Here is a 26,895-nt window from a genome sequence, read left to right on the forward strand (position 1 = left end):
TATTTCTCAATATGATATATTATTGGTTATACTAAAGATGCAGTATCCTAGTTGGTATTGTTAATCTCGAAGACGGGCCTAAAAATCCGTAAAAGGGCATATCGATGAAGTTCCTGGTGTTGGCTGGTGACGCCCAGTTGCGGGCTTATGCTGGGAGTTAAGACATAAGGGCGATCCACAATGGCATGTGGGCGTGGACCCTTTTGTCGTGGAGACCTGTGTATGTGGAAACTGTTAGATACAGTTATCTACGGCGCAGGAGTAAACCTGTCATGCGGCGAAAGCTGTGGACAGAGTAGCCTGCCTTGCGTGAAATAAAGGGGATAGTAATTTAAGAGCTAGACTTTTGGCCAAAAGTTAAGCGGATATTGTTACTTGAAACTTCTTTTCGCTAAAGAGGCTAGGGATTACACGATATCATTGAGGAAAACTCCTAGGCTGTTCATTATTGAAGCTTATTTAGGATTACGGTGTGGTTAAATGGTGATCCAGCGCTATTTATGGTGACATAGTAGGAATTAATTTAATGGGGAACCGCTTTTTTGGCGACAAGAAAGTATTAATTCGGGAAAACCTGCTGGACTATAAGCCGCAAAATTTACTAGATATGCTATCTTTAGTATAAATTATTATATAACGACTATTAAATCACATAATTATTATACATAAAACCAACGGATTTAAAAATAAACGAGGGAAAAATTTTGAGTAAAAATAAAGCAAAAGTAAAGTTTAGAAGTTTATATGCACATAAAAAGATTAACACTTTCTGGATTGCTACAATAACCATAATTACGTTAATAACAGCCATATTACTAGGGTATATATCTTTGGTACTTATGGATAAGGTAAGCCTATATGGTGCTATTATTATTGTTTTAATAATAGTATTATTAGGTGTATTTTTTGATTTGTTAGGTATTGCTGTAACTGCAGCTGAAGAAACGCCTTTTCATTCTATGGCTGCAAGCAAGGTAAGAGGGTCTAGAGAAAGTATAACTATTATTAGAAATGCTGGAGCTGTAGCTAATTTTTTTAATGATGTAATTGGAGATATATCTGGTATTATATCTGGATTGGCTACAGGAGTTATTGTTATCAAATTAGTAGCTAAATTTCATGTAGAGAACACAATCTTTAATATACTACTTACAGGGATAATTGCAGCAATTACTGTAGGGGGTAAAGCCATAGGGAAAGAAATCGCATTAAGACACTCTAACTTGATAGTTTATAGATTAGGTGTGATTTATAGCCTTTTTAGAAAGCAGAATAAAAAAAATAATAAGTCATAAGTTACTATTAGGAAATTAGTTATATTATATGATAAGTAAAGGTGTTGAAAATAGTGAATAATATTTTGGAGTCAATTAATAGTCCTAAAGATGTTAAAGCTTTAGAAATTGACCAGTTAAATCAGCTAGCCAAAGAACTAAGAGAATATTTGATAAGAGTAGTAAGCAATACTGGTGGACATTTAAGTTCTAATTTGGGAGTTGTAGAATTAACATTAGCTCTTCATTATTGCTTTAATTCCCCATATGATAAGTTGATATGGGACGTTGGGCATCAGACTTATATCCATAAAATGATAACGGGCAGAAGAGAAGAAATTAAAACAATTAGGAAATTAAATGGGCTTAGTGGATTTCCTAAAAGATTAGAAAGTAAACATGACATATTTGAGACCGGACACAGCTCTACTTCAATTTCTGCTGCGCTTGGATTCGTTAAAGCAAGAGAAATTATGCATGAGAATAATTATATAGTACCTATTATAGGTGATGGATCTATGACAGGAGGAATGGCTTTTGAGGCATTGAATAATGCAGGGAGACTTGATTGTAATCTGATTGTCATACTTAATGATAATCAAATGTCCATTTCAAGAAATGTAGGAGGATTATCATCCTATTTGGATACAATAAGAACAGGAACCGTTTATAAAGAAATGAAAGAAGAAGTAGAAAAAGCCTTAACTAAAATTCCTAGAATAGGTAAAGAGGTCGTAAAGGTCATTAGAGATGTAAAATCTAGTATAAAGCAACTTGTCATACCTGGAATGCTATTTGAAGAATTAGGATTTACTTATCTGGGTCCAGTAGATGGACATAACATATCTGCACTTATAAAAACATTAAATCAAGCCAAAAGATTAAATGAACCAGTGCTTATTCATGTAAACACAACAAAAGGAAAAGGGTTTAAACCGGCTGAATTGAATCCGACTAAATATCATGGAACCAAACCTTTCTATATTAAAAATGGAAAAGCTAAAAAAGCTCCATGTATAGACACATATTCCAAGGCGTTAGGCGATACACTTATTGATTTAGCTAGTAATGATAATAAATTAGTGGCAGTATCTGCAGCTATGCCTGAAGGAACAGGGCTAGATAAATTCGCTAGAAAATATCCAGATAGATTTGTTGATGTTGGTATAGCAGAACAACATGCAGTAACTTTTGCTGCTGGTCTTGCATCTAGTGGTATGAAACCTGTGGTGGCTTTATATTCATCATTTTTACAGAGGGCTTATGACCAGGTATTGCATGATGTATGTATGCAGCGTCTTCCAGTCGTATTTGCTATAGATAGAGCTGGTTTGGTTGGTGAAGATGGAGAAACTCATCAAGGTATCTTTGATATCTCTTTTCTTAATCATATGCCTAATATGACTATAGTTGCTCCCAAAAATAAAGCAGAGCTTCAATCAATGGTAAGATATGCGGTAAACTTTGATGATGGACCAATTGCTATAAGATATCCGAAAGGTAAAGCTTCTCAAGAATTGAATGAACACAATGAAGAGATAGTATACGGGAAAAGTGAAATTATAAAAAATGGAACTAAAATAGCTATAATTGGTGTGGGTACATTAACTCAAACAGTTATTGATGCAGCAAAATTATTAGATAATGATGGTATAAATCCTACAATAATAAATGCTAGATTCATTAAACCAATAGATAAATCTTTAATAGAAGAAATAGCTAAAAGTCATGACTATATATTTACTGTTGAGGAAAATGTTATTTCTGGAGGATATGGAAATAATATTATTAGATATATAACTGATATAGATGTTAACACAAAAGTAGTATGTTTAGGAATAAAAGATGATTTTGTTAGACATGGAACAAGAAATGAACTAATACGATTATGCGAATTAGATGAACAAAGTATATATAATAATATAATATCTTATATTAATGGATAACCGGAATACTTTTTGAGTAATAAAACATATATAGACTATTGGGATTACTATATATTATTTGATCGATGTTATAAATTAATATATTATTAAGTGTGGAAGGAATGCATATAACTATGGTACAAAAAGAAAGACTTGACATATTACTTTTCAGTAAAGGGCTTGCTGATTCGAGAGAAAAGGCTAAATCAATTATTATGACAGGTAAGGTTTTTGTAAATGGTCAGAGGGAAGACAAACCCGGAACTAAATTTGATATAAAATCGGAAATTATAATCAAGAAAAACCCTAATCCATATGTAAGTCGTGGAGGATTGAAATTAGATAAAGCTGTAAAAGAATTTGAGCTAGCATTAGAAAATAAAATCTGTGCCGATGTTGGAGCATCAACAGGTGGATTTACAGATTGCATGTTACAAAATGGAGCAAAAAAAGTATATTCCATAGATGTTGGTTATGGTCAATTTGCTTGGAAATTAAGGCAAGATGAACGAGTTGTATGTATGGAAAAAACTAATGTACGTTACGTTACTGAAGATATGCTAGATGATAAAGTCGATTTTGTTTCAATTGATGTTTCGTTCATTTCATTAACTAAAGTACTGGAGCCAGTTAAGAAGTTGATGAATGACAATGGAGAGATGGTTTGTCTGATAAAACCTCAATTCGAGGCTGGTAGAGAAAAAGTTGGCAAAAAGGGTGTAGTAAGAGATAAAGCTGTTCATGAAGAAGTAATTTTAAAGATAATGAAATATGTATTATCCATAGGATTCGGTATAAAAGCTCTAAGTTTTTCACCAATCAAAGGTCCAGAAGGTAATATAGAATATTTGTTATACTTGACTACTGGAAGAGGATGTTATAATGATGATGAAGAAATTAACAATATTCTAAAAACAATAGTTGATAAAGCTCATGAAAAATTATAAAATATAAATGTGCCTTTATTTAGGCAATGCACACTAGATTTTATAAAACTTCATACATTGGCGTTACCTAAATTATAGAAGGATGGTTATATGAATAAATTTGTTATAATACCTAATCTAACCAAAGATAAAGAACTAGAAACAACAAAGTTGATTGTTGATTGGTTAGAAAAAAATAAATGTAAAATATATTTATCAGATGATGTAGCCAGTTATATCAATAAAAAAGAATATGGTTGCACTGTAAACGAAATGTATAATTACGCTGAATGCGTAATTGTCTTAGGGGGAGACGGGACAATCCTTAATACTGCTCGCAGTTTACTTAAATATGATATACCTATATTAGGTGTTAATCTAGGTAACTTAGGGTTTTTGGCAGAAGTTGAAAAAAAAGATGCATTGAGCACTCTATCAAAAATCATTAATGGTGATTATTATATCCAAAGAAGAATGATGATAGATGTTAAAAAGAAAACAAAAAACAGAGAAGAAACTATCGGAGTTGCTTTAAATGACATTGTAATAGCTAGAACATCTATTTCTAGAATGATGAAATATAGTATATACGTAAATGATGGACATGTTAATAATTATTCTGCAGATGGCATTATAGTATCAACTCCTACAGGTTCTACAGCATATAATTTATCAGCTGGTGGTCCTATATTGGACCCTAAGAATGAAATGATGGTTATTACTCCCATTTGTCCACATACATTGATGTCTAGAAGTATAGTACTTTCTAAAAATGACATAGTAAAAATATCTTTACAAGATAATTTAAAAAATTTGAATGACGATATTATGATTACTATAGACGGTCAAGAAAGTATTAAGGTGGATGAGGAGGATAAAATAATTATATCAAACTCATACAGAAGTGCTAAGTTAATTACCTGTAATAAAAACGGATTTTATAAAATTCTAAGAAAAAAGCTAGGAAATTGCTAGTTTCAGACAATTATTATAGATTATAGATTATTCATCTTGATTAATAGGAATTATTTTCCTAATTTTATAAAACAGGAGGAGAATAGATGAAAATTGAGCGTCAAACTAAAATTCTTCAATTAATCAATCATTATGATATTGAGACTCAAGAAGATTTAGCAAGCAGACTTATTGAGGAAGGATTTATTGTAACCCAAGCAACAATTTCAAGAGATATTAGAGAATTAAGGTTGACTAAGATTGCTACTTCAGACGGAAAACAAAAATATGTTGTACTCAAAAATAAAGAAACCAAATTGAATGAGAAATTCATAAGAGTCTTTAAAGATGGTTTTTCATCTATGGACCGTGCTGGCAATATGATCGTTTTAAAGACATTAAATGGTATGGCTATGGCTGTAGCTGCTGCAATAGATTCACTCAGTTATGATGATATAGTAGGTTGTATAGCTGGTGATGATACTATATTTTGTGCAGTAAGAACAGAAAGTGATGCTATTAGAATTATGGAAAAAATGAACAAATTGGTTAATAATAACTTATAAATATATATAATACCGGTAACTTCTATTAAATAGGAGGGGGAATTAATATGTTAGTCCATCTTCATGTAAAAAATTTTGCTCTAATTGATGAAATCAATGTGGATTTTGATAATAATTTAAATATATTAACAGGTGAAACTGGGGCAGGTAAATCTATCATTATAGGCTCTATTAATGCTGTCTTAGGTGGAAAAGCAAGTAAAGATATGATTAGAACTGGTTGTGATAGTGCTTTGATCGAGCTTCTATTTCTAGTAGACAACAATACGGTTTTAAACAAATTACATGAATATGATATTAGTATGGATAACAGAGAATTATTGATAACTAGGAAAATAAACATAAATGGTAGAAGTGTGTTCAGAATGAATGGACAAGTTGTTACTACTTCCATTGTAAAAGATATTTCTGCTAAACTAATTGATATTCATGGTCAACATGAGCATCAATCATTATTGAATAAAAAGAATTATCTATCATTATTAGATACTTTTTGTGGAGAATCAATTGTAGGTCTAAAAGAAAAATTAAGAGAAAAGTATAACCATTACATTAAGCTAAGTAGTAAGATAGATCATTTCATGTTAGATGAACAAACTAGAAAAAAAGAAATATCTTTTTTAGAATACGAAATCAATGAAATAACATCGGCTAATCTGAAAATAGGAGAAGACGATAAGTTAAAAGAAGAATACATATTTCTTTCCAATGGTAAGAAAATAATTGAATCTATGTCAGAAGTATATACTTATGTTAATGGAGACAATAATATAAATGGGTCGATAGATAATATAGGAAAATCAGTTAGAATAATTAGCAATATAATGAATTTAGATAAGAACATAAGCAATATGCAGGAACAAATATCAAATATCGAAATCATGTTAAGTGACTTTAATAGGGATTTGAACGATTATATAAGTAATTTTGAAATAGATGAAACAAGATATATAGATATAGAAAACAGAATAGATCTAATTAATAATCTAAAAATGAAATATGGAAATACTATTGAAGAAATCCTTCATTACAAACAAGAAAAAGAAAAATATCTAGAAGAATTGATTAATTATGAACAGTATCTCAATAACGTTAATGAGCAAATTACTAAATTGAGAAAAGAGATTGAGACATATTGCTATGAATTATCAAAAGTACGAACAGAAAAAGCAGAACACATTAGTAAAATGATAGTAACTTCATTGAAGCATATTAATTTTTTGAACACCAATTTTACTATAAAAGTCAATAGAATAGAAAAATTCAAAATCAATGGATGGGATGACATCGAATTCTTGATATCTACGAATATTGGTGAACCACCAAAGTCATTAAGCAAAGTTGCATCTGGAGGAGAATTATCTAGAATTATGTTAGCTATTAAATCAGTATTGGCTAATAGTGATGATATAGAAACTCTTATTTTCGATGAGATAGATACTGGAATTAGTGGAAAAACTGCTGGGTTAGTTGCTGAGAAATTAGCTCAGATATCAAAAAGACATCAAGTGATATGTATAACGCATTTGGCTCAAATAGCAGCTATGGGTGACTCACATTTCATAATTGAAAAAAAGGTTAAAGATAATGTTACCAATACAATAATAAGTAAATTGAATAAACATGACTCGGTTAATGAATTAGCAAGACTTCTAGGTGGAGTAAAAATAACTGAAGCTGTTATTGCTAATGCTAGAGAGATGAAAAATCTTGCTGACGATCTAAAAGATCATTACTAATTATTACTAGATATTACTTACATAAATAAACAAATACTAATCAAGAAAATATTTTCTTGATTTTTTTAATTTAATAAAATTTGTTATAAAAAAAATATACTATAAAGTTATTAGACATATAGAGAAAATCTGGTTTAACTGTATAGTTAATAATTTCATATATTGATTCTATTTGCTAGCATAATAAAATTTGCGTAAGGGAATTTTAATAATACACAAATAATGACAAGAATAGCAAATAGGATGTGAAAAAATGAGAAGCAAACGATACAGATTTAGAATTTTTCTATTTTTTAGTCTACTAACTATTTTAGTAATTAATGTTGGATCCGATCTAGTTATAAACAAATATTTACCCAATGAAATAAAAATTTTAGTTAACGAAGAAAGAGACTTCCTATTTAATATACCACTAGATGCTAAGCTAAATGGAAATTTAGAAGGCGTGGTAATGGTTAATCAGGAACCTGTTAAGGATAATCTAGTACTTAATCTTCAGAAATCATTTACAATAAAGCCTAAAAAAACAGGAGTTATTGATGTAGAACTAAAATTATTTGGAATTTTACCTATTAAGAATGTTAAAGTTGATGTCGTTGACAGCAAAAGTGTTGTTCCAGTAGGTAAAACAATTGGTGTTACAGTTTATACTGATGGAATTTTAGTTCTAGGAACAGGTTTGATTTATGGGGAAGATGGAAAAAAGTATAATCCTGCAAAAGGTAAATTATATACAGGGGACTATATAAAAACAGTAAATGGTAAGTCTATATCAAGAAAAAAAGAATTAATTGAATTTGTTAAGAAAAACAATGGTGAAGATATACAACTTGAAGTTGTAAGAAATGGTGAAAGGGAGACAGTAAATATTACACCAGTAAAAACTCTAGAAAATGGAGAACATAAGATCGGTATATGGGTAAGAGATGATACTCAAGGAATAGGAACCATGACTTATATTGATTTGGACAAAAAAACTTTCGGGGCATTAGGACATGGTATAACAGATGTTGACACGAACCAACTTATAGAAGTTGGTACAGGTGAAGTGGTAAATACTATGATAACAACTATAAAAAAAGGTGAAGATGGAATACCTGGAGAGATATCTGGAATCATTGTTGGTGGAGAGGGAAACCGCCTTGGAGAGATAGAAAAGAACACTTCACATGGTATTTTTGGAGAAGCTTCTGATGAAGGAATAGAACAGGTATTCAAAAATGATATTATTCCTATAGGATATAGATATGATGTACATGAAGGTGAAGCTGTTATAAGAAGTGATGTTAGTGGTAAACTAAAGGATTATAAGATATTAATCAAGAAAATTTATTTAGGTGATGAATCCAATAAAGGCATGATTATTGAAGTTGTTGATGATGATCTAATAAAAACAACAAATGGTATTATTCAAGGGATGAGTGGTAGTCCAATCATTCAGGATGGTAAATTAATTGGTGCAGTGACTCATGTTTTCGTTCAAGATTCAAAAAAAGGATATGGAATTTTTATAGAAAATATGTTAGCTGAAGAGTAGTATATATGGAGAATATGTAATATCGCTATGTCGAATCTTGCGAATATTATTTATTGAATTAATATATAGATAGTATTATAATTAAAACATGTCATATGGTAACGTATTCTCTATATAATTGAATAAACAGGATATCATAAGATAAAATATGGAACGTTTTCACGTTTCAAGTAAAGAGAAGGGGGAAAAAGGTTGAGTGAAACAATTAAAGTCTTAATTTCAGATGATAGTGTTAAAATGTGTACTATTTTATCTGAGTATTTGAATCAAAAAGAGGATATCACTGTCGTTGGAGTTGCTAATAATGGAGAAGATGCATGTAAACAGATTAAGGAAAAAGAACCGGATGTAGTTTTATTGGACATTATTATGCCACAACTGGATGGACTTGGAGTATTAGAGAGAATGTACGAAGATAAAGACATTAAAAATATACCTATGTTTATTATGTTAACAGCAGTAGGACAAGAAAAAATTACATCAAGTGCACTTAATTTAGGTGCAGAATATTATATTATGAAACCTTTTGATAATGAAACAATAGTAAAAAGGATAAGACAATTAAAAGGTAAGATGCAATTAATTAAAAGAGATAGAAGAAATGATTTTGTACATGAAACTGATAAAGGTTATTCTGCAAGAAGCTTAGAAGCAGAAGTTACAAATATCATTCACGAAATAGGTGTGCCAGCACATATCAAAGGATATCAATATCTAAGAGAGGCTATAATAATGGCAATAAATGATATGGATATTTTAAATTCCATAACTAAGTTATTATATCCATCTATCGCTAAGAAATTCAATACAACACCTAGCAGAGTTGAGAGGGCTATCAGACATGCGATTGAAGTTGCCTGGGGAAGAGGAAAAATGGATACCATTGATAAACTATTCGGATATACCATTAATCATGGTAAAGGAAAACCAACTAATTCGGAATTCATAGCTCTAATAGCGGACAAGCTCAGATTGGAGTTAAGAGTAGGATAGTTAATTAAATATGCATATAATTAATGTTTATGGATAAAATAGTAGTATAAAGTTATATGATATTTCATATAAACTTTATGCTGACTTATAAGTGAGGTGTTACCATTGTACATTTAACTGGAGTTATTTTCAATAACTATTTTAGGTGTAGTGGATTATCAGCATTTATAAGTAGTGAAGCTAGTAATCGTAAAAGGTTGCTAGCTTCTTTATATATATAAGGTAACTATAAGTTATTATTGAGTATGGTTTAATATGTTATTAGGAAGCTTTCTAATGAAATATATAATTTATTTGAAAAATAGAAAGTTTTTGTGGCATAATATAAATATAAAGACAAGATTTTGATTCAAGATTTAGATTTAGTACAATATAATTATACAATACATTAAAAAAATAAAAGGAGGCGGTTATCATGAAGAAATGGGAATACCTAGTATTAAAATTCGATAGTCATGGAATCACAGGAGGTAAGGTTAATACAGATGAAATAGAAAATAAGTTAAATAGGTTAGGAAAGGATGGATGGGAAGTAGCAACAACTTTTACGACGAATCAATCTTATGGTAATACACTTTTCGTAGTATATACATTAAAAAGAGAAATAGAATAAATACATAAAAATAAAATAATATACCAAACTAATAATGTTACTCGTTAATGTGAAAAACAAGGAGGAATGTAATGGCAAAAGAAAAAGTAAAAGACAAAAATGGTACACTTGGTGGATTATCAAAAAGTTTTAATAATAATAGGAGCGTTAACGGCAAAATTAAAAATTCACGAGATACGACAAGTAGTAATTCTGATAATTTGAGCCATAAAAATTAAAATAGTTAAATATTTCTGGAATTTATATTGACACTAGTGACTATAATAGTATATAATTATTTTAGTCATTGGTGTCCTTAAAAATTAACTGCATTGAGTTTTACGTCAGAGAAAGGAAATGATTATGCCTAAAATAGTTGATGCAGAAGCGATAAGAGTTGAAATAATAAAAAAAGCATTTGATGTTTTTGTAAAAAAAGGCTATTACAAATCTAGTATGATTGATATAACCAAAAGTTGTAATATGAAGCGTACGACTATATATCATTATTTTAAAAATAAAGATGAAATATTTGAAAATACTGTATTATATGTTATAGAAACATTAGAAAGAGATATCACTGATATTACTAATAAGAATGAATTAACTCTAATAAAAAAAATAAAATTTCTAACTAATAAATGGGATAATGAATTTAATAATAATAATATATTGTTACTTCTCGTTGAAATGTGGTTCGCCATTATGAGAGAAGAAGGAGAAATGTTTGATAGGATCAAAAAAAGGATTACAGTAATGAATAAATCAATCAATAATATAGTTGTAGAGAAAATAGGAGATAGGGTTAGTAGTACAAGAGATAAAAAGCAACTGATTCAATACTCAATGATTATGTCTATATTAAACCAAGTAGCTAGAGAAAAAGGATTTCTCAGTGAAAGTATTATGTCAGTTATATCATCATTTTAATTATAGATTATGTTTTGTAATATTTTATACAAGTATTATATATATTATATTAAAGTAAGCTTTATTACATAACCTGTTGGTAAAAGGGAGTAGCTTCAAAGTTATAGAGTCAACAACCGCGGTATAATAATACCTGGCTCTATAGTCCTATATTGGAAAGCGAGACTTTTATGGCAAACAGTAGATAATCATCTACAGTTGTCATAAAAGTTTTTTATTAATTATATAAATTAAAGGAGGTCATTTTTATGAAATCACCAAAATCATTTTTAAGTAAGGTAGCAATAAAAGAAGGAATTAAATACCTAGAAAAAGATCCCATAACTAATTTTCCAAAACTTGTAGACTGGGCAGGCAAGATAACGATGCTTCCAAGTCAAAGACATCAATATGAACAAGTTATAAAAATGTGGGAAGATAAAGATTGTATATGGCATGATTTTATAGAAAGAATATTGACTGAAATACATCCTAATATACGAAAGACACTATTGATGAACTTTACTATTAATGCTGGAATAGAAGGACTAAAACACATAAGCCAAAACAAAGAAAAATATGACTGCAATATACCTTGGGCAATTCTAATGGATCCAACATCAGCATGTAATCTAAAATGTATAGGTTGCTGGGCAGCAGAATATAAGAAGAATGATTCAATGGATTATGACACATTAAGTAACATTGTCAAGCAAGGAAAAGAACTTGGTACATACATGTATATATATTCAGGCGGAGAGCCAATGGTCAGAAGAGATGATATCATCAAACTAGCAAGAGAACATAATGATTGTGTATTCTTGGCATTCACAAATGGTACACTATTTGACGAAGAATATGCTAAACAACTTCAAGAAGTAGGTAATGTTACATTTGCTATAAGTATAGAAGGATTTGAAGAACAAACCGATATGAGAAGAGGAAAAGGTACATATCAAAAAGTTATAAAAGGAATGGATTTACTAAGAGAACATGGAATACCTTTTGGATTTAGTAGTTGTTATCATAGTAAAAACGAAGATATAGTATCTTCAGAAGAATATATAGATTTCATGATTGAAAAAGGTTGCTATTTCGGATGGATATTCACTTATATGCCATTAGGAAAAGATGCAGTTCTAGATCTTGTTGCGACTCCTGAACAAAGAAAACATATGTACTATAAAGTGCGTGAATATAGAAAGACAAAACCAATATTTACTATGGACTTCTGGAATGATGGCGAATATGTTGATGGATGTATAGCCGGAGGAAGAAATTATCTACATATTAATGCAAATGGTGATGTAGAACCTTGTGCATTCATTCATTATTCAAGTGCTAATATCAAAGAAGTAAGTCTATTAGAAGCTCTCCAACAACCATTATTCCAACAATACAGAAAATATCAACCATTTAATGATAATATGTTAAGACCTTGTCCATTACTAGATAATCCTGAATTCCTCAAAAAAATGGTACATGAGTCGGGAGCAGAATCTACTCAACCTATGGATAGGGAAAATGTAGATGATTTAACAAATAAAACTAAAGGAGTAGCTGAGCAATGGGAACCAGTGGCAGAAGAGTTATGGCAACAGTCTCACGGATGTGCTAATTGTAAAGCTGCCAATGAATAAAATAAACAAAATTTAATAAACTAATAGTATGTAATACTTAACTTATATATTTATTGAATATACATTTTGCATGTAAAGTATCTACAATTTTCACTGTGACTTCAATAATAGTTAATATGTTCTAGGAGGAAGATACTTTTGAGACGAGATAAACGTATCAATATGATTCTACTATTTATAAAATTGTTTTCCGTTTTTAACATTGTGCTTATAGCTATTGTTGTAAGTCACTATTGGGGAAAAATTACAGCAGAAGATATATTCAATTACGTACCTAACAATTATTTATTAGCCGCAATTACTATTATAGGATTGTTTCTAATCAAATCACTTAGCATAATATTACCTTTAATGGCTCTTTATATAAGTTCAGGTATGATATTCTCGCCATTATTAGGTATATTAGTTAATTTGGTAGGGCTCTGGGTTAGTTTATCTGTACCATATGTATTGGGAAGATTTTGTGGAAAAGATTTATTGGATAGATTATTATTGAAATATAAAAATATAGATAAACTAAAAACAATAAAAGCTAAAAATGAATGGTTTCTATCGTATATACTAAGAATGATAGGTATCCTACCTGGGGATATAGTAAGTATGTCATTAGGAGCTATGAATATTAATTATAGAAAATATATTATTGGTTCAATTATAGGATTATTGCCAAGAATGGTTGCAGCTACTTGTTTAGGTTCAACCATTACCGAACCTAATTCTCCAGCATTTATATTCTCATGTTCTATTACTGTCGTATTCACATTAGGTTCAATTTTCTTACACCAAAGGTATCTGAAAAAAGAAGATGAGAGAAATAGTCCTAGAATAATAACTAGATAATATATAGAGGATATTAGTAAAGAAGTATATCTTGATTTTTTTATAAAATCAAGAGTACTTCTTTTTCTGCGTTTTAGAGTTAATTAAATATCTTAAGCATATCTACTTTAATAAACAAATCTTATTGTATAGATGTAAAAATTACTAGAAAAAATTGTTAACCATAATAATTAATGTTATAATATTATAGGTTACATGGTTTTACATATTATAAAAAACGTACTAGTCAAGATTGGAGATTAAAATGAAGTTCAATAAAAAACTACTAAACATACCTATAATATTAATGATTATAATAGCTGTTCTATGTTTATTGAATGTACCATCAAGAATCCATATGCTAAATGGAATATCAGGTGCAGACAAAATAGGTATTATCAGTATATCTTATAATAAGGATGATAATAAACATGAAGAAAGTGAAGAAGTATTTATTACTAAAAAAGAAGATTTATATAAAATTATTAATACTATAAATGATGGTAAAATCAATACGGAAGTAAGTCCCAAAAGACCTATAGAAAATTACAGATTCAATTTTTACAAAGATAGCAATATCATCGTTGCTAGATATTGGAAAGATGAAAAATATAATATTAGTATAGAAGGTGTTGAAGGAGAGATAAGAGTAGATGATAAATTAACTAAAATTATAAATGGATTGATAAATGATTTAGAGTAAGTATATGTTCATAATAAGTATATATTATACGCTGAACTATTATGACTATCTCCACCTCTAAATTTTCGTTAGCTTACCCATATATAATAGAAGTGGAAAAGTTGGAAGGTAACTAATATTTTACGATATACAGATGGAGGAAAAAATGACAAGATTATATTTAACAAGACATGGAGAAACACAGTGGAATCTTATTGGAAAAGTACAAGGAAGTCTAGATTCAGGATTAACAGAAAAAGGTATAATGCAAGCTGTTAAGCTAGGTAAATATCTTGATAATACCAATATAGACATTATCTATTCTAGTTCTAGTAATAGGGCTTATAATACAGCTAAAGCAATAACAGGTGATAGAAAAATTAAAATAATCAAATCGGATAAATTAAAAGAAATGAATCTCGGTATTTGGGAAGGTAAAACTTTTGAATATATCGAAAAAGAATATACTGACATGTTTGATACTTTTTGGAATAGGCCACATCTAGTTAAAGAGTTTCCAGGAGAGACATTCAGTGAGTTCAGAAAAAGAGTTGTTGGAGCAGTATTGGAGATTATTGATAACAATAAAGATAAAGATATATTGATAGTTGCACATGCGTTAGTTCTTAAAGTTGTTATGAGTTTCTTTGAAAACAGACCTTTGGAAAGGCTATTTGAAGATCATCATATGTATTCTACCTGTATTAATGAAGTGGAAATAGTTGATAATAACTATAAGATAGTTAGATATAATGAGACACCTCACTATGATATAGAAGTAAGCTAAGTATATAGACATATTAATAGGCTGTTGCAATTAATGTATACGAAATAGTTAAAACGACATAATAATAATGGTAAGTAAACAATAATTTAAGTTTACATATTAAAAGGAGGTAATGATGAGAGGATTAAAAGGTTTTATAGGAGTCATATTAAGTCTTGCATTAATTGCTGGTATAATTCTATATACTCAGATTAAGAGATTATCAGGTTCCAATAATCAAGTGAAGAAACAAGTACAGAAACAGCAAAAAGATGTTAAGACTTCAGCCAAAAGGACATTAGATTTTACGGTGTTTGAAGCAAGTTTAGATGAATTTAGTGACAGTAGATATAGTGAAATAGGTAAATTGGTTATTGAAGCAGATATAATATCTATTCAGGATAGTATAGATTCTGATTTGTTAAGTTATGAAGAACTGACTTTATTCTATATACGTAGAATCAAAGAAATGGATAATGATAAATTAAATACTGTATTACAGCTTAATCCAGATGCCATAACTATAGCTAAGGAAATGGATTCAAAGAAAAGCAATAATGATAAATTAGGAATTTTACATGGCATTCCTATTCTTTTAAAAGATAATATTGGTACAGGTGATAAACTTAATAATGCTGCAGGAGCAAAAGTTCTAGAAAATTCATCTAGTGATAGAGATGCATTTATTGTTGATGAACTTAGGAAATCAGGAGCAATTGTATTAGGAAAAACTAATCTTAGCGAATGGGCTAATTTTATGAGCTTAAGTTCTTCTAATGGCTATTCAGCTCTTGGTGGACAGACTCATAACCCTTATGGAAATTATGATGTTGGAGGTTCCAGTTCTGGTTCTGGAGCAGGAGTTGCATCAAATTTTGCAACTATAGCAATAGGTACAGAAACTGCAGGTTCCATCATATCTCCATCTAGTCAAAATAGTGTGGTTGGAATAAAACCAACTATAGGTTTATGGAGTAGAGATAGAATCATTCCTTTAGCTATTGATCTTGATACAGCTGGTCCTATTGCTAGAACTGTAAAAGATGCCGCTATTCTGTTAGAAGAATTAGCTGGTGAAGATGAAAACGATGCTACTACTATTGATATATCTAGAGAAACTGACTATATGAAATTTGTGGATAAAGATGGGTTACAGGGTATGAATATCGGTGTAGTGGTTAATTCTGAAATTACTTCAAACTATCGTGATGATGATGACATAATCATGAATAGGATTAAAGACGAATTAACTAATTTCGGTGCAAACGTAAAAGATATAAAATTAGATGAAAAAGCTTTTAAGATAGATGGTCATATAGATATGATGTCTTATGAATTCAAAACAGGTGTAGAAAAATATTTAAATGATATTGGAGAGAATGCTCCTGTCAAAACCATAAAAGAAATAACAGGTTTCAATAAGAGAGATGAAGAGAATAATGCTTATTTTGGTCAGTATTTCATAGAGAAAGCAAGAGACATCACTATTACTGAAGAAGAAAACAATGAGATATTATCTACTAACAGATCAAATACTAGTTCAGCAATAGACGATGCGTTAGAAACCAATAAAATTGACGTCATAATATCTCTAAACAATTATTTGTCAAGTGTCTATGCAATTGCTGGTTATCCAGCGATTACAGTACCAGCAGGGTACAGAGAAAATGGAGAACCAGTTGGATTAACGATTAGTGGTACTAAGTTCAGTGAGGGTACGTTGATTAAAGCAGCTTATGCATATGAGCAGGGTACAAAATGTAGAAAAGAACCTGATATCCAATAATAATCATATAAACTACAATATAATATGAAATTACTTATACTGAAATAAATATAATTAATATTATATTAGACATTAAGATGAATTTATAGTCTTGTGATAGCTGTAAGGAGTGTTATGTAACAATCCTTACAGCTATTATTGATTAAATAATTGATAAAAATAATTTTGTAAATTGGATATATAATTATTATTGCTATTTATTTATCAATAATAAAAACATTTATTTCAATAATTAACATAAATATATAGTATTTATGTTAATATTTTGTTTGATTAAATCTTAACAAATGGATATAATTAATTTGTAGAAATTTTATTGAAAGGGGCAAATTAATGTTTACTGCAGAGTATTTTTTAGATATGCATTTTAAAGATGGTAAATTTGTTGATATTTTTAAGAATGAGACAGCCATTAATTATACAAAAGGTTTGAATAGAGAAAATAAATTAATATTATATTATTTGTATAAATATGGCGAAGTAACTATGGGTGAAATTACTAATACTTTTTTTCTCCCACATAGTACTACTAATTTTACAATAAATAAATTACAGAAAACGGGTTTTGTTGATATTAAGGTAGATGCTAATGATAATAGAGTAAGAAAAGTTTTCCTTACTGATAAAGGAGCAACTGAGATTCAAGAAATGTTAAGAGCTCTTGATTCTAATTTACATAATCTTTTCAAGACTTTATATAATATAATTAGTGTTAAGTATTCAGATGATTTTTCTGAAGAAGAGATTAAAGCTATAGATAAGTTTATGAATATAATATTTTAATGGATATATTAAATTAAATAATTTTAGTATATTTATTAATATAGACATTGTAAATTTAAAGGGGGCGTAGCGTAGTCCCTTTTTATTTTTTCATATGCGCTAAGGAAACTTTTCAAACGGACAAATCGATTTCCGGAACGAGGCATAGCTTCTTTGGTTCTTTGGACTTATATTTAGTATCTTGTTAAAGGTTTAACATTACTCTGATAAATTTATACGTATTTTGTAATATTTTTTGTTTTTTTATATATACTTTGATATAATATATTTAGCTATATTATTCTAGGAGGAATTTCAATTGAATATAGAATTCTATGATTTTTTAAGCGATAATGATAAATTGAAATTTGTAGTGATTAATGCAAGATATAAAGATGAGTGGATATTTGTAAGGCATAAAGAAAGAGATACTTGGGAAATGCCTGGAGGACATATTGAAAAAGATGAAATGCCTGATAAAGCTGCTGGAAGAGAGCTATATGAAGAAACAGGAGCTATAGATTATAAATTAATTCCAATATGCGATTATTCTGTTGAGATAGATGGAATTAAAAATTATGGTAGATTATATTATGCAGATGTAGTAAAGCTAGACGACCTAGGTGATTTTGAAATAGCTGAGATTATGACAAAAGAAGAACTTCCTACAAAATTAACTTATGGTGAAATCATACCAATATTACATAAAAAAATTGTGTCAGAGCTAGAGTTAAGAGATTATAAAACTTAATCTATAATAAATGATTAAGTTTAATGATACTAAGTAAGAATATCGGGAAAGGTTATGAGATTTCCATTGACAGTTATAGTGATTAATAAGTATTGGAATTCTAAGATAGTCGAAGGTAATAATATTAAAATTACACAAAAATGTTAACTTTGTAAGGGAGAGGCTGATAATGATAATAGTCAAAGATAAGAGAACAAATAAAAATTACATATTACTAGGAACTGGATTTGGAGCATATAAAGCAGTTAGACCAAGCTTATTGGGAGGTAATTTTATACCTCATGAAGAAGAAGGTACTGTTGAAACTGTAGCTGTATGCGATAAATTTGGTGATATATCGTGGCATGAGTCAAGTGATTTACAAGTAATAAAAGTAGATGGCATTGAAATTAGAGATATCAATATCGATGATGAACCTGATGAAAAAGTGTATGAATATTGTCCTGCTTGTGGTGCAACATTAAGTAAAGGTGACAAAATATGTCACGATTGCGGAATAACAATAATGGATTACTAGATAGATACTAAAAATAATGATGTGGAGAATAGTATGGAAATAATAGAGAATGTACAAATTATATTATTAATAATAATTGTAATAGTTAGTATTATGGCAGCATTAAAATTGAAATTTGTATATAGTAAAATTTTTAAAGTAATATTCTTACTAATGATTATAGTTTTTTGGGGGATTTCCATATATATAAATACAGATACTATATATGATTTTTTTATGGTCAATATTTATTGTATAGCTGTATTTTCAGTATTGGGTTTTGTAGAAAAGATAACAAGAAAAAATACATATCTATGTTTTGTTTTTTATATGGTTAATTATACAATCATATTTTTTGCTATGAAATTAGTTAATAAACATCTATTAGATGCTATAGATTATATGTATATAGTTCTTTGTTTTATTGGCTTTATTAAAATTGTATATAAAAAGAAGGATAAAGACTTAATGATAGTAGCTAATATAATCGGAATAATTATAGTGTATATTTTATATCATAATTTTCCAGAATCTTATTTCGTTAGAACAAAACAAGAGTGTGTGGTTATGAATTATCTTGATGAAGTGGAAGACTATAATAACAAGGATATAGTTGAAATTACAGACATGTCTCCTTCATCATCAAATAGAGAGAAGAAAATTTTTGTTAGCATAAAAGATAAAGGTGGGTTTATATATTATTACGAAGATGGAGAAATCATTAATGTTGAGGAGGTACTATGAAATAAGTATTTTTGATTGTATATATTATTTAATACTACTAAATCTTACTTAAGAAAAAATGGAATAAGGAGGTTATATAATGAAAAAGAGCTATATAATCATTGCAATTTCTTTATCTATAAATATAGTATTGATATTCTTATTAATCAGTATGAATAACAGATTAAATATTGTAGAAGAATTCACTGATAGAGACCGAAAAGATGAAGTGGCAACTTATAGGGAGTTGGAAGAAAACTTAAGCAAGCAAGTAACTGACTTAATGAATAAGATTAAATATATAGAAAATTATTATTCATCAATTGATGAAGTAGTACAAAATGTTAGTGATCTCAAAAGTAATTTCCCCAGATTAGAGAACCTATTGTTCAATTTATCTGATATTAATATAATATCTGGAGTGGCAAAAAATATAGAAATTAAGGATGATAGTGTTAGTTTAAATGTAAGACTTAACGATATATTATATGGGGAGGATGCAGTAAAAACACTAATGGATAAGGGATATACCAGACAGGATGCAGAAGATAAAGGTCATTATGTTAGTCATACAAATAAAGAAATGAGAACATTTGAAGTATCAAAAGATTGTCAAGTATATTGTATATCTGAAATAGGATTAGTTGAATGTAGTGTAGATGATTATATTGAGAAAACAACTAGAGAGATCAAGGAGAATTTTGAAGATGATAGTACATTTGTATTAATAGATGGGAAAGTAATACAAATATATCAAGCATATATTCCAGATAAATAAGAGATATATACTTAGGAGGCATAGAATGAAATTAGAAGAAATGAGTAGCTTCTTTAATAATAGAGTTGAAGATTATGATGAGCATATGATGAAGTATGTTGATGGAGCAGATGAATACTATATTGAAACTGCAAAATTAATCCCAGAAAAAAAAGGATTAAAATTATTGGATTTAGGGTGTGGTACAGGTCTAGAATTAGCTGAAATAATTAAAATAAATCCATCTATCAATTTTACTGGGATTGATATAGCTAAAAAAATGACAGATAGACTAGAACAAAAATATAAAAATATCATAGACCCTATTAGAATAGTAAATAAAAGTTATCTTGAATATGATTTTGGTGAATGTATATATGATATTGTTTTATCCGTACAGACACTCCATCACTTTACACATGATGAAAAAACTCAGTTGTATCGTAAGATATTAAGAAGTTTAGTAGACAATGGTTTTTATATAGAAACGGATTATATGGCTCCAAACCAAGAATATGAAGATTTTTACTTTAGTGAAAACGCTAGAATAAGAGCTGAATCAGATATAAAGGGAGGTTATTATCATTATGATACTCCATGTACATATGAAAATCAATCTAAAATGCTATATGAAGTGGGTTTTAAGTCAGTAGAAAAAATATGGAAAAAAGATAATACCATAATTATGTTAGCTAAGAAATAAAATATTAAGGAGTGGTATTCATGGGCTGGTGTCCAAAATGTAAGAGAGAATACGAAGATAATGTTAAGGTATGCAAAGAATGTAATGTCAAGTTAGTTGATCATCTAGAAAAAGAGAAATTTGCTGAGCAGAAAGTTGAACGTTTAATAAATGTAGCATCCATGTATGAAGCAAATATTATAATATCATTGTTAAAATCATATGATATACCAGCTTTATATAAAAGTAAAGGATCGGGAGAATATCTTCAGGTTGCTACTGGCATTAATTATCAAGGGGTAGATATATATGTGCCTGTTGAATCTATGGAAAAAGCAAAAGAGATTATTGAGCAGGAGAACAAAGATAATATAGATGATAATATGCTACATGAAACACAACAAGAAAAGAATGAATATAATAAAAGAAGTAATAAAATAGGGTTAATAATATTAATCATAATATTATTGTTTGTTGGTATACCTATAGTAATTGGTTTATTTCAAGATATTATATAGTTAAAATATATTACTAGGATGTACTTTCATCAAGCAATCTGATGGTTGGTGGTAGGAACATTGAATTCTATAAAAACATATTTACTACATATATAGATATGATAGATTCAAATGAGATATCATGGGACAATACGATAAATGATGCTTTAAGAAGATTATCCTCTTATTACAGGCATCAGATAGATTTACTTAAAGGCTATGAGACTAATCAAGATAAAGTAATAGAGCAAACTAAGATTATCACGGGGTGGGTTAATAATATAGGTAAATTAATAGAAGAAATGAGTAAACTAAAAAGTTAATTAGGGGTGAAAGACGGTGACTCATAAGATATGTAAGGAATGTGGGGAAATTAATAGTGGATCAGCTAGATATTGCTCTAATTGTAATAGTTCATTATTGGATGTAAAAAAAACCGAACAATCCACGGAACCTATCAACTATTCTAAAGTTCAGTCTATAGCATATAGTTCTGATACAGTGACGATAGGTCAATGGGTTGGAATAATGATAGTACTTGCTATTCCATTTATTAATATAATAGCGTTATTCGTAATAGCTTTCGGAGAATTTAATGAAAGCATTAATAACTTTGGGAAAGCTTCTCTGATTTTAGCTCTAGTGGGTATTGTAATCGCTATTTTATTAAGAGGTTGTACGGGATTACTCTAACTATTATATAAAGAGGGATAATAATTAAAGATTTTTGAGGTATTAAAGTTGCAAAAATATTATAAACTGGTGTGTTTGAATTATGGTACTGAATTACATATTAATTCATATATAGCATTGTAACAAATAATACAGATAATAAAAATAATTAGAGCCATTAATTCAATAATTTACAAATATCATATAAAAAGCAACACAAAATTTCAAATATTTGACAGAACTATGTCGATATGATAAAATTTTATGCAATAAAGTTGTTAAATATTAGGTTTGTTTTACAAGGAATACAATGGAAAAATATATTCCTTGGTGGTAGTGCTGCACATATTACATTATAGGGAGATGGAGATTTATGAATGGTAAAATCAAGTGGCTCATTGCATACGTTATACACTTAATACCAATTACATTATTAATATTATTAAGTGCTTTTGACGTAAATACACCATTAACTGTTTATATCATACTGTTTGTATGGACATTTTTTGGGGTAATTGTAACCGGGAAATTAATTTTTGCAGTAAAAGAGAAAGATGATAACCTAACGAATAAGATACTTAATTGGGATTTTAAAGATCAATTAGAAAATGATAATTTAGAAACTAACGTGAGTATTATTTATAATAATCTAAAAAATTATTTTATTCAATTTGATGAACAATTTCAAGATGTTTATAATATAGCACACCAGCTAGACCAAGTCTTAAACAATATAATAGATACTTCAAACAATATTTCACAAGCATCTGAGTACATAGCTAGCGGTTCTGTTAATCAAACTACCGATATCGATTCATGTGTAAATTTAACTGAAAAACTATCAAATAAATTAAATATGTTAAACAGCATGTCAAATGAATTAATAAGTGAAGCAGATAAGATGTATGAAATCAGCAGTCAAGGTAATGTAACCGTTAAGGATTTATCTGATCACAATAAGAAGAATCAAGATGTAATCAAAAATATTATTGACGAAATTTATGAATTAGTTGAAAAGACATCCAATATAAAAAATATAACAGATGTATTATATGATATTGCAGATCAAACTAATCTATTAGCTTTAAATGCTGCTATTGAAGCAGCAAGAGCTGGAGATGCGGGAAAAGGTTTTGCAGTAGTTGCTGACGAGGTAAGAGGATTATCAAATCAAAGTAGGGAGGCAAGTACTAATATCAATGAAATGATAGTAAACATCACTGAAGAACTTAACTCTCTCAAATCGATGGTTGATCAGTCACAAAGTGTATTTGAAGAAGAAAATAAAGTTGTAGATACTGTTATTGAGTCTTTTGATTCAATTAATAAGTTCATTGATACATTTATAAATAGACAGACTAAATTTGGTAATGCTTTCATGGAATTAACTGAGTCAAAAGATAATTTTTCTTCAGCTATAGAAAATATGGCTTCAGTAATTGAGGAATCTACTGCTACAACTGAGGAGTTGGCTTCTTTAACATTGTCACAAACTAATACTACTAATGTTGTTAAAGACATTACTAGTAAATTATATAAACAAGTTCAAGGAATCAGTCAAGATTTTGACAAAATAAAGATAGATAACCAATCAGCTAAGCAAGTTAAATTTGCTTTGGTATATGATTTAGACTGTGATTTTTGGAGATCCACAGTCAAAGAAACCAAAAAAACTGCTAATCTCTATAATGCACAGGTTGATTTCTTTGCTCCAAAAACTAGAGAAAATGGAACCAAAGAAATGGAAGAAATACTTGATAAGATATTAAAAGATAATTATGACGGAATAATTATCAGTCCAATCGATAGTCCCAAGATTAAAGAACAACTTAACATAGCGAATAAAAATGGTGTAAGAATAGTTTTACTTAATTCGCCACTTGATGATGTTGAATATGAAGCACTTATTGAAACTAATGGTGTTAATGCTGGTAAGAAAGCCGGTGAAATCGCTGTTAAATTGTTAGGAGGCAAAGGTAAAGTAATTATTGGAGAATGGACTGATACATATATCAGTTCGATAGACGATAGAGGAAAAGGATTCGAACAACAAGTAAAGGCAACTTCTGATATTGAAGTCATTAAAGTACCAGTTCCAAGTATACCTGATGAAACTGAGACAGAAAGAATAGTAGGCAGTATGTTAAAACAATATCCAGATGTTGATTTGTTCTATTCGACTAATAATGATTGGGGGAGAAGATATGGTAGTTATATAAGAAAACATAAGCTGGATAAAAAAATAATAACTATTGATTATATAGAAGCCCTTAAACAAGATGTAGTTGACGGAATAATTGAATGTGCTGTAGCACAAAGGAATTTCACATGGGGAGATATTGCTATCAAAATATTATTTGATGCCATGGAGGGTAGAAATACTACTAAATATAAAGATACAGGAACATTTGAAGTAACAGCAGGTAGTGTTAATATTTTTGAAAATAGATTAAAATGATTTTTTATACTTAAATTAATACTAAATATAACGCTAATTTCTATTACTGGAAATTAGCGTTTATTATATTAATTTAATGCTATTTATACTAAGAGATAGAAATATTAAAGGGGATTTTAATATGATTGTAGTACATGATAGCAAACATGAAATAATTGCAAAAGATAATTCTGGTAATATATTAGGAGAAGGATATATAAATAGCTTTTTAGCATCAGACATTTTTAATAAAGATAGAGTTAATTTTTTTATACAAGTTACCTCTGATACAGAAGATAAAGATTTTTTGATTAGGAAATATATTATTAATGAATTAATAAAAATAGCTCATAATTCTAGAAAAAATTATTGGGAATATAATTGTAGAGTATATAATTGTTGCTTCCCTAACGATAGTGAGAACATTAGATTATATTCTAGTATTAAAGGATTCAAACATGATGAAGGGATGTATGTATTATCATGTGATTTAAAGAATATGAATATAAATAAACTATCAAATATTCCATTTGAAATAAAAGAAAATGATTTTATTTCACAACTAGATACTTTAGACTTTATTAGGGAACATAATAAAATTTTTAGAGATGCACCATATAGCATAAATGAGATTGATTACTTGAAAAGGCAGGAAGGGTTTAGAAGCATAACTATATATGATAAAGGAAATGTGATTGCTAATATTCTATTATTAGTAAAAAAAGATAATAAAAAGTATGGATGGGTTGAGGATTTATTCGTAAATCAGAAATATAGAAATAAGGGTTTAGGAGAATATCTTATTTTAAGGGGATTAAGTTATTTTAAATCAATATACATTGATGAATCAAGATTAGAAGTATGGAGTAGTAATAAGAGAGGGATGAATTTATATTATAAGTTAGGATATGAATTTCTAGAAGAAACTCAAATATCTATAGGAATGATGATATGAATTAATTATGAAATAAAAGAGGAGGTACGTTTATGAGACATATATTTGCAATTGGTGGTGGAGAAATACGTCTTCATGATACTTTTACAATAGATAAAATGATTGTTGAAGCAGCGAATAAAAAACATCCTAACTTATTATTTATTCCTACAGCAAGTGGAGAACCGGAAGGCTATATTGAGGTAATTGAAAATATTTATGGTCAAGAACTTGGATGTAATGTTGAAACATTATATTTAATTAAAGAAGATGCTGATTATCAACAAATAAGGAAGAAAATAATCCAATCCGACATAGTGTATGTTGGTGGAGGAGACACTTATTCAATGTTGAAGTTATGGAAAGAACATAAAGTAGATAAGCTTTTAATAGAGGCATATAATAATGGTACAATATTAAGTGGATTGAGTGCAGGTTCAATATGCTGGTTTGAATATGGACATAGTGATTCGGATATTATTAGTAATAGGAGTACCAGATTTATTAAAATAAATGGACTTGGTTTAATTAAAGCATTACATTGTCCTCATTATAATGAACAAGAGAGAATAGAAGATTTTGAAAAATTGTTAAGTGAATCAGATGACATTGGTATTGCTATAGAAAACAATTGCGCTATAGAAATATTTGAAGATAAATATAGGATAATAAAAAGTGTAGAAGATGCTCATGCCTATAAAATATATAAAAAAGAAAATAAAATACATAAAGAAGAATTAGTAAATACTGATTATTGCAATTTAGATTTATTATTGAGTAAATAATTATATAAAGACATCATCAGAACAAAAGAGGCTATGCCTCGTTCCGTATAGCGGATTTTTCGTTAGGAAAGTTTCCTTAGCGCATATGAAAACGCTCCTATTTCATATGCTTAAAAGTAGGACTTTCCTATAAGATAAAATAGCTACATAAGTATGAGCTTTATTGTCAAGCATTTTTGAAAATGTCTCGAAATTTTTAAAATATGAGCACCGATTATTTTGGTGCTTTAATAACTTCCGCATTTATTCCACGGTCCTATTTACAACGAGCCTCTAATGGCATGGTTTTAT

The 26,895-nt window shown here is 28.9% G+C and carries 28 protein-coding genes; all 28 read left to right on the forward strand.

The window, feature by feature from the left end; genetic code table 11:
* Window positions 1-704: 704 nt before the first annotated feature.
* The 28 genes from QMG30_RS22330 (at window position 705) to QMG30_RS22465 (ending at window position 26,604) form a co-directional block, all read left to right on the forward strand.
* On the forward strand, window positions 705-1,295 hold the full coding sequence (locus QMG30_RS22330) for an Mg2+ and Co2+ transporter CorB (RefSeq protein ID WP_281819275.1): 591 nt from the start codon (window positions 705-707) through the stop codon (window positions 1,293-1,295).
* A 53-nt stretch (window positions 1,296-1,348) separates the two neighbouring features.
* Window positions 1,349-3,220, forward strand: a complete 1,872-nt coding sequence (gene dxs, locus QMG30_RS22335) for a 1-deoxy-D-xylulose-5-phosphate synthase (protein ID WP_281819277.1) — start codon at window positions 1,349-1,351, stop codon at window positions 3,218-3,220.
* A gap of 113 nt (window positions 3,221-3,333) precedes the next feature.
* Window positions 3,334-4,146, forward strand: a complete 813-nt coding sequence (locus QMG30_RS22340; protein WP_281819279.1) for a TlyA family RNA methyltransferase — start codon at window positions 3,334-3,336, stop codon at window positions 4,144-4,146.
* A 90-nt stretch (window positions 4,147-4,236) separates the two neighbouring features.
* The gene (locus QMG30_RS22345) at window positions 4,237-5,100 is read left to right on the forward strand and encodes an NAD(+)/NADH kinase (RefSeq protein ID WP_281819281.1); all 864 of its coding nucleotides are present in this window, start codon (window positions 4,237-4,239) and stop codon (window positions 5,098-5,100) included.
* An 86-nt stretch (window positions 5,101-5,186) separates the two neighbouring features.
* Window positions 5,187-5,645: an arginine repressor gene (argR, locus tag QMG30_RS22350; protein ID WP_281819282.1), complete on the forward strand. Its 459-nt coding sequence runs from the start codon at window positions 5,187-5,189 to the stop codon at window positions 5,643-5,645.
* Between the two features lie 47 nt (window positions 5,646-5,692).
* Window positions 5,693-7,384, forward strand: a complete 1,692-nt coding sequence (recN, locus tag QMG30_RS22355) for a DNA repair protein RecN (protein WP_281819283.1) — start codon at window positions 5,693-5,695, stop codon at window positions 7,382-7,384.
* 253 nt (window positions 7,385-7,637) lie between these two features.
* On the forward strand, window positions 7,638-8,921 hold the full coding sequence (gene spoIVB, locus QMG30_RS22360) for a SpoIVB peptidase (RefSeq protein ID WP_281819285.1): 1,284 nt from the start codon (window positions 7,638-7,640) through the stop codon (window positions 8,919-8,921).
* A gap of 192 nt (window positions 8,922-9,113) precedes the next feature.
* Window positions 9,114-9,914, forward strand: coding sequence for a sporulation transcription factor Spo0A (gene spo0A, locus QMG30_RS22365; RefSeq protein WP_281819287.1), 801 nt, complete (start codon window positions 9,114-9,116; stop codon window positions 9,912-9,914).
* Window positions 9,915-10,329: 415 nt separating this feature from the next.
* Complete coding sequence (locus QMG30_RS22370; RefSeq protein ID WP_281819289.1) at window positions 10,330-10,527, forward strand: DUF4177 domain-containing protein; 198 nt, start codon at window positions 10,330-10,332, stop codon at window positions 10,525-10,527.
* A 71-nt stretch (window positions 10,528-10,598) separates the two neighbouring features.
* Window positions 10,599-10,745: a hypothetical protein gene (locus QMG30_RS22375; protein ID WP_281819290.1), complete on the forward strand. Its 147-nt coding sequence runs from the start codon at window positions 10,599-10,601 to the stop codon at window positions 10,743-10,745.
* Window positions 10,746-10,869: 124 nt separating this feature from the next.
* Complete coding sequence (locus QMG30_RS22380) at window positions 10,870-11,436, forward strand: TetR/AcrR family transcriptional regulator (protein WP_281819292.1); 567 nt, start codon at window positions 10,870-10,872, stop codon at window positions 11,434-11,436.
* 248 nt (window positions 11,437-11,684) lie between these two features.
* On the forward strand, window positions 11,685-13,055 hold the full coding sequence (locus QMG30_RS22385) for a radical SAM/SPASM domain-containing protein (RefSeq protein ID WP_281819293.1): 1,371 nt from the start codon (window positions 11,685-11,687) through the stop codon (window positions 13,053-13,055).
* Between the two features lie 138 nt (window positions 13,056-13,193).
* Window positions 13,194-13,895 (forward strand): TVP38/TMEM64 family protein, encoded by a 702-nt coding sequence (locus QMG30_RS22390; protein WP_281819294.1) that lies wholly within the window; start codon window positions 13,194-13,196, stop codon window positions 13,893-13,895.
* A 244-nt stretch (window positions 13,896-14,139) separates the two neighbouring features.
* Window positions 14,140-14,577, forward strand: coding sequence for a hypothetical protein (locus QMG30_RS22395; RefSeq protein WP_281819295.1), 438 nt, complete (start codon window positions 14,140-14,142; stop codon window positions 14,575-14,577).
* A gap of 145 nt (window positions 14,578-14,722) precedes the next feature.
* Window positions 14,723-15,343: a histidine phosphatase family protein gene (locus tag QMG30_RS22400; protein WP_281819297.1), complete on the forward strand. Its 621-nt coding sequence runs from the start codon at window positions 14,723-14,725 to the stop codon at window positions 15,341-15,343.
* A 115-nt stretch (window positions 15,344-15,458) separates the two neighbouring features.
* Entirely contained in the window at window positions 15,459-17,108 is a 1,650-nt protein-coding gene (locus QMG30_RS22405) for an amidase family protein (protein WP_281819299.1), read from the forward strand.
* 333 nt (window positions 17,109-17,441) lie between these two features.
* Window positions 17,442-17,891: a MarR family winged helix-turn-helix transcriptional regulator gene (locus QMG30_RS22410; RefSeq protein WP_281819301.1), complete on the forward strand. Its 450-nt coding sequence runs from the start codon at window positions 17,442-17,444 to the stop codon at window positions 17,889-17,891.
* A 298-nt stretch (window positions 17,892-18,189) separates the two neighbouring features.
* Complete coding sequence (locus tag QMG30_RS22415; RefSeq protein ID WP_281819302.1) at window positions 18,190-18,621, forward strand: NUDIX hydrolase; 432 nt, start codon at window positions 18,190-18,192, stop codon at window positions 18,619-18,621.
* Between the two features lie 169 nt (window positions 18,622-18,790).
* Window positions 18,791-19,138 carry a zinc ribbon domain-containing protein gene (locus tag QMG30_RS22420; RefSeq protein WP_281819303.1) on the forward strand — a complete coding sequence of 116 codons (348 nt, stop codon included), beginning with the start codon at window positions 18,791-18,793 and terminating at the stop codon, window positions 19,136-19,138.
* A gap of 33 nt (window positions 19,139-19,171) precedes the next feature.
* The gene (locus tag QMG30_RS22425) at window positions 19,172-19,861 is read left to right on the forward strand and encodes a hypothetical protein (RefSeq protein WP_281819304.1); all 690 of its coding nucleotides are present in this window, start codon (window positions 19,172-19,174) and stop codon (window positions 19,859-19,861) included.
* A gap of 79 nt (window positions 19,862-19,940) precedes the next feature.
* Entirely contained in the window at window positions 19,941-20,618 is a 678-nt protein-coding gene (locus QMG30_RS22430) for a hypothetical protein (protein WP_281819305.1), read from the forward strand.
* 25 nt (window positions 20,619-20,643) lie between these two features.
* Window positions 20,644-21,300 (forward strand): class I SAM-dependent methyltransferase, encoded by a 657-nt coding sequence (locus QMG30_RS22435; protein ID WP_281819307.1) that lies wholly within the window; start codon window positions 20,644-20,646, stop codon window positions 21,298-21,300.
* 20 nt (window positions 21,301-21,320) lie between these two features.
* Window positions 21,321-21,797: a putative signal transducing protein gene (locus QMG30_RS22440; protein WP_281819308.1), complete on the forward strand. Its 477-nt coding sequence runs from the start codon at window positions 21,321-21,323 to the stop codon at window positions 21,795-21,797.
* Between the two features lie 41 nt (window positions 21,798-21,838).
* Entirely contained in the window at window positions 21,839-22,099 is a 261-nt protein-coding gene (locus QMG30_RS22445) for a hypothetical protein (RefSeq protein ID WP_281819310.1), read from the forward strand.
* Window positions 22,100-22,115: 16 nt separating this feature from the next.
* Window positions 22,116-22,469 carry a hypothetical protein gene (locus tag QMG30_RS22450; RefSeq protein WP_281819311.1) on the forward strand — a complete coding sequence of 118 codons (354 nt, stop codon included), beginning with the start codon at window positions 22,116-22,118 and terminating at the stop codon, window positions 22,467-22,469.
* A gap of 352 nt (window positions 22,470-22,821) precedes the next feature.
* Window positions 22,822-24,906, forward strand: coding sequence for a methyl-accepting chemotaxis protein (locus tag QMG30_RS22455; RefSeq protein WP_281819313.1), 2,085 nt, complete (start codon window positions 22,822-22,824; stop codon window positions 24,904-24,906).
* 121 nt (window positions 24,907-25,027) lie between these two features.
* The gene (locus QMG30_RS22460; RefSeq protein ID WP_281819314.1) at window positions 25,028-25,840 is read left to right on the forward strand and encodes a GNAT family N-acetyltransferase; all 813 of its coding nucleotides are present in this window, start codon (window positions 25,028-25,030) and stop codon (window positions 25,838-25,840) included.
* Window positions 25,841-25,872: 32 nt separating this feature from the next.
* Window positions 25,873-26,604 carry a Type 1 glutamine amidotransferase-like domain-containing protein gene (locus QMG30_RS22465; protein WP_281819315.1) on the forward strand — a complete coding sequence of 244 codons (732 nt, stop codon included), beginning with the start codon at window positions 25,873-25,875 and terminating at the stop codon, window positions 26,602-26,604.
* Window positions 26,605-26,895 lie beyond the last annotated feature (291 nt).

The organism is Vallitalea longa (assembly GCF_027923465.1).
Classification (GTDB): domain Bacteria; phylum Bacillota; class Clostridia; order Lachnospirales; family Vallitaleaceae; genus Vallitalea; species Vallitalea longa.

Coding starts and splice junctions, on each gene's coding strand:
- QMG30_RS22460 (WP_281819314.1), top strand. CDS start 25,028: ATGATTGTAGTACATGATAGCAAACATGAAATAATTGCAAAAGATAAT.
- QMG30_RS22425 (WP_281819304.1), top strand. CDS start 19,172: ATGGAAATAATAGAGAATGTACAAATTATATTATTAATAATAATTGTA.
- QMG30_RS22420 (WP_281819303.1), top strand. CDS start 18,791: ATGATAATAGTCAAAGATAAGAGAACAAATAAAAATTACATATTACTA.
- QMG30_RS22440 (WP_281819308.1), top strand. CDS start 21,321: ATGGGCTGGTGTCCAAAATGTAAGAGAGAATACGAAGATAATGTTAAG.
- spoIVB (WP_281819285.1), top strand. CDS start 7,638: ATGAGAAGCAAACGATACAGATTTAGAATTTTTCTATTTTTTAGTCTA.
- argR (WP_281819282.1), top strand. CDS start 5,187: ATGAAAATTGAGCGTCAAACTAAAATTCTTCAATTAATCAATCATTAT.
- QMG30_RS22385 (WP_281819293.1), top strand. CDS start 11,685: ATGAAATCACCAAAATCATTTTTAAGTAAGGTAGCAATAAAAGAAGGA.
- QMG30_RS22370 (WP_281819289.1), top strand. CDS start 10,330: ATGAAGAAATGGGAATACCTAGTATTAAAATTCGATAGTCATGGAATC.
- QMG30_RS22465 (WP_281819315.1), top strand. CDS start 25,873: ATGAGACATATATTTGCAATTGGTGGTGGAGAAATACGTCTTCATGAT.
- QMG30_RS22435 (WP_281819307.1), top strand. CDS start 20,644: ATGAAATTAGAAGAAATGAGTAGCTTCTTTAATAATAGAGTTGAAGAT.
- QMG30_RS22455 (WP_281819313.1), top strand. CDS start 22,822: ATGAATGGTAAAATCAAGTGGCTCATTGCATACGTTATACACTTAATA.
- QMG30_RS22345 (WP_281819281.1), top strand. CDS start 4,237: ATGAATAAATTTGTTATAATACCTAATCTAACCAAAGATAAAGAACTA.
- QMG30_RS22400 (WP_281819297.1), top strand. CDS start 14,723: ATGACAAGATTATATTTAACAAGACATGGAGAAACACAGTGGAATCTT.
- QMG30_RS22445 (WP_281819310.1), top strand. CDS start 21,839: ATGGTTGGTGGTAGGAACATTGAATTCTATAAAAACATATTTACTACA.
- QMG30_RS22380 (WP_281819292.1), top strand. CDS start 10,870: ATGCCTAAAATAGTTGATGCAGAAGCGATAAGAGTTGAAATAATAAAA.
- QMG30_RS22410 (WP_281819301.1), top strand. CDS start 17,442: ATGTTTACTGCAGAGTATTTTTTAGATATGCATTTTAAAGATGGTAAA.
- QMG30_RS22430 (WP_281819305.1), top strand. CDS start 19,941: ATGAAAAAGAGCTATATAATCATTGCAATTTCTTTATCTATAAATATA.
- QMG30_RS22395 (WP_281819295.1), top strand. CDS start 14,140: ATGAAGTTCAATAAAAAACTACTAAACATACCTATAATATTAATGATT.
- QMG30_RS22405 (WP_281819299.1), top strand. CDS start 15,459: ATGAGAGGATTAAAAGGTTTTATAGGAGTCATATTAAGTCTTGCATTA.
- QMG30_RS22375 (WP_281819290.1), top strand. CDS start 10,599: ATGGCAAAAGAAAAAGTAAAAGACAAAAATGGTACACTTGGTGGATTA.
- QMG30_RS22340 (WP_281819279.1), top strand. CDS start 3,334: ATGGTACAAAAAGAAAGACTTGACATATTACTTTTCAGTAAAGGGCTT.
- recN (WP_281819283.1), top strand. CDS start 5,693: ATGTTAGTCCATCTTCATGTAAAAAATTTTGCTCTAATTGATGAAATC.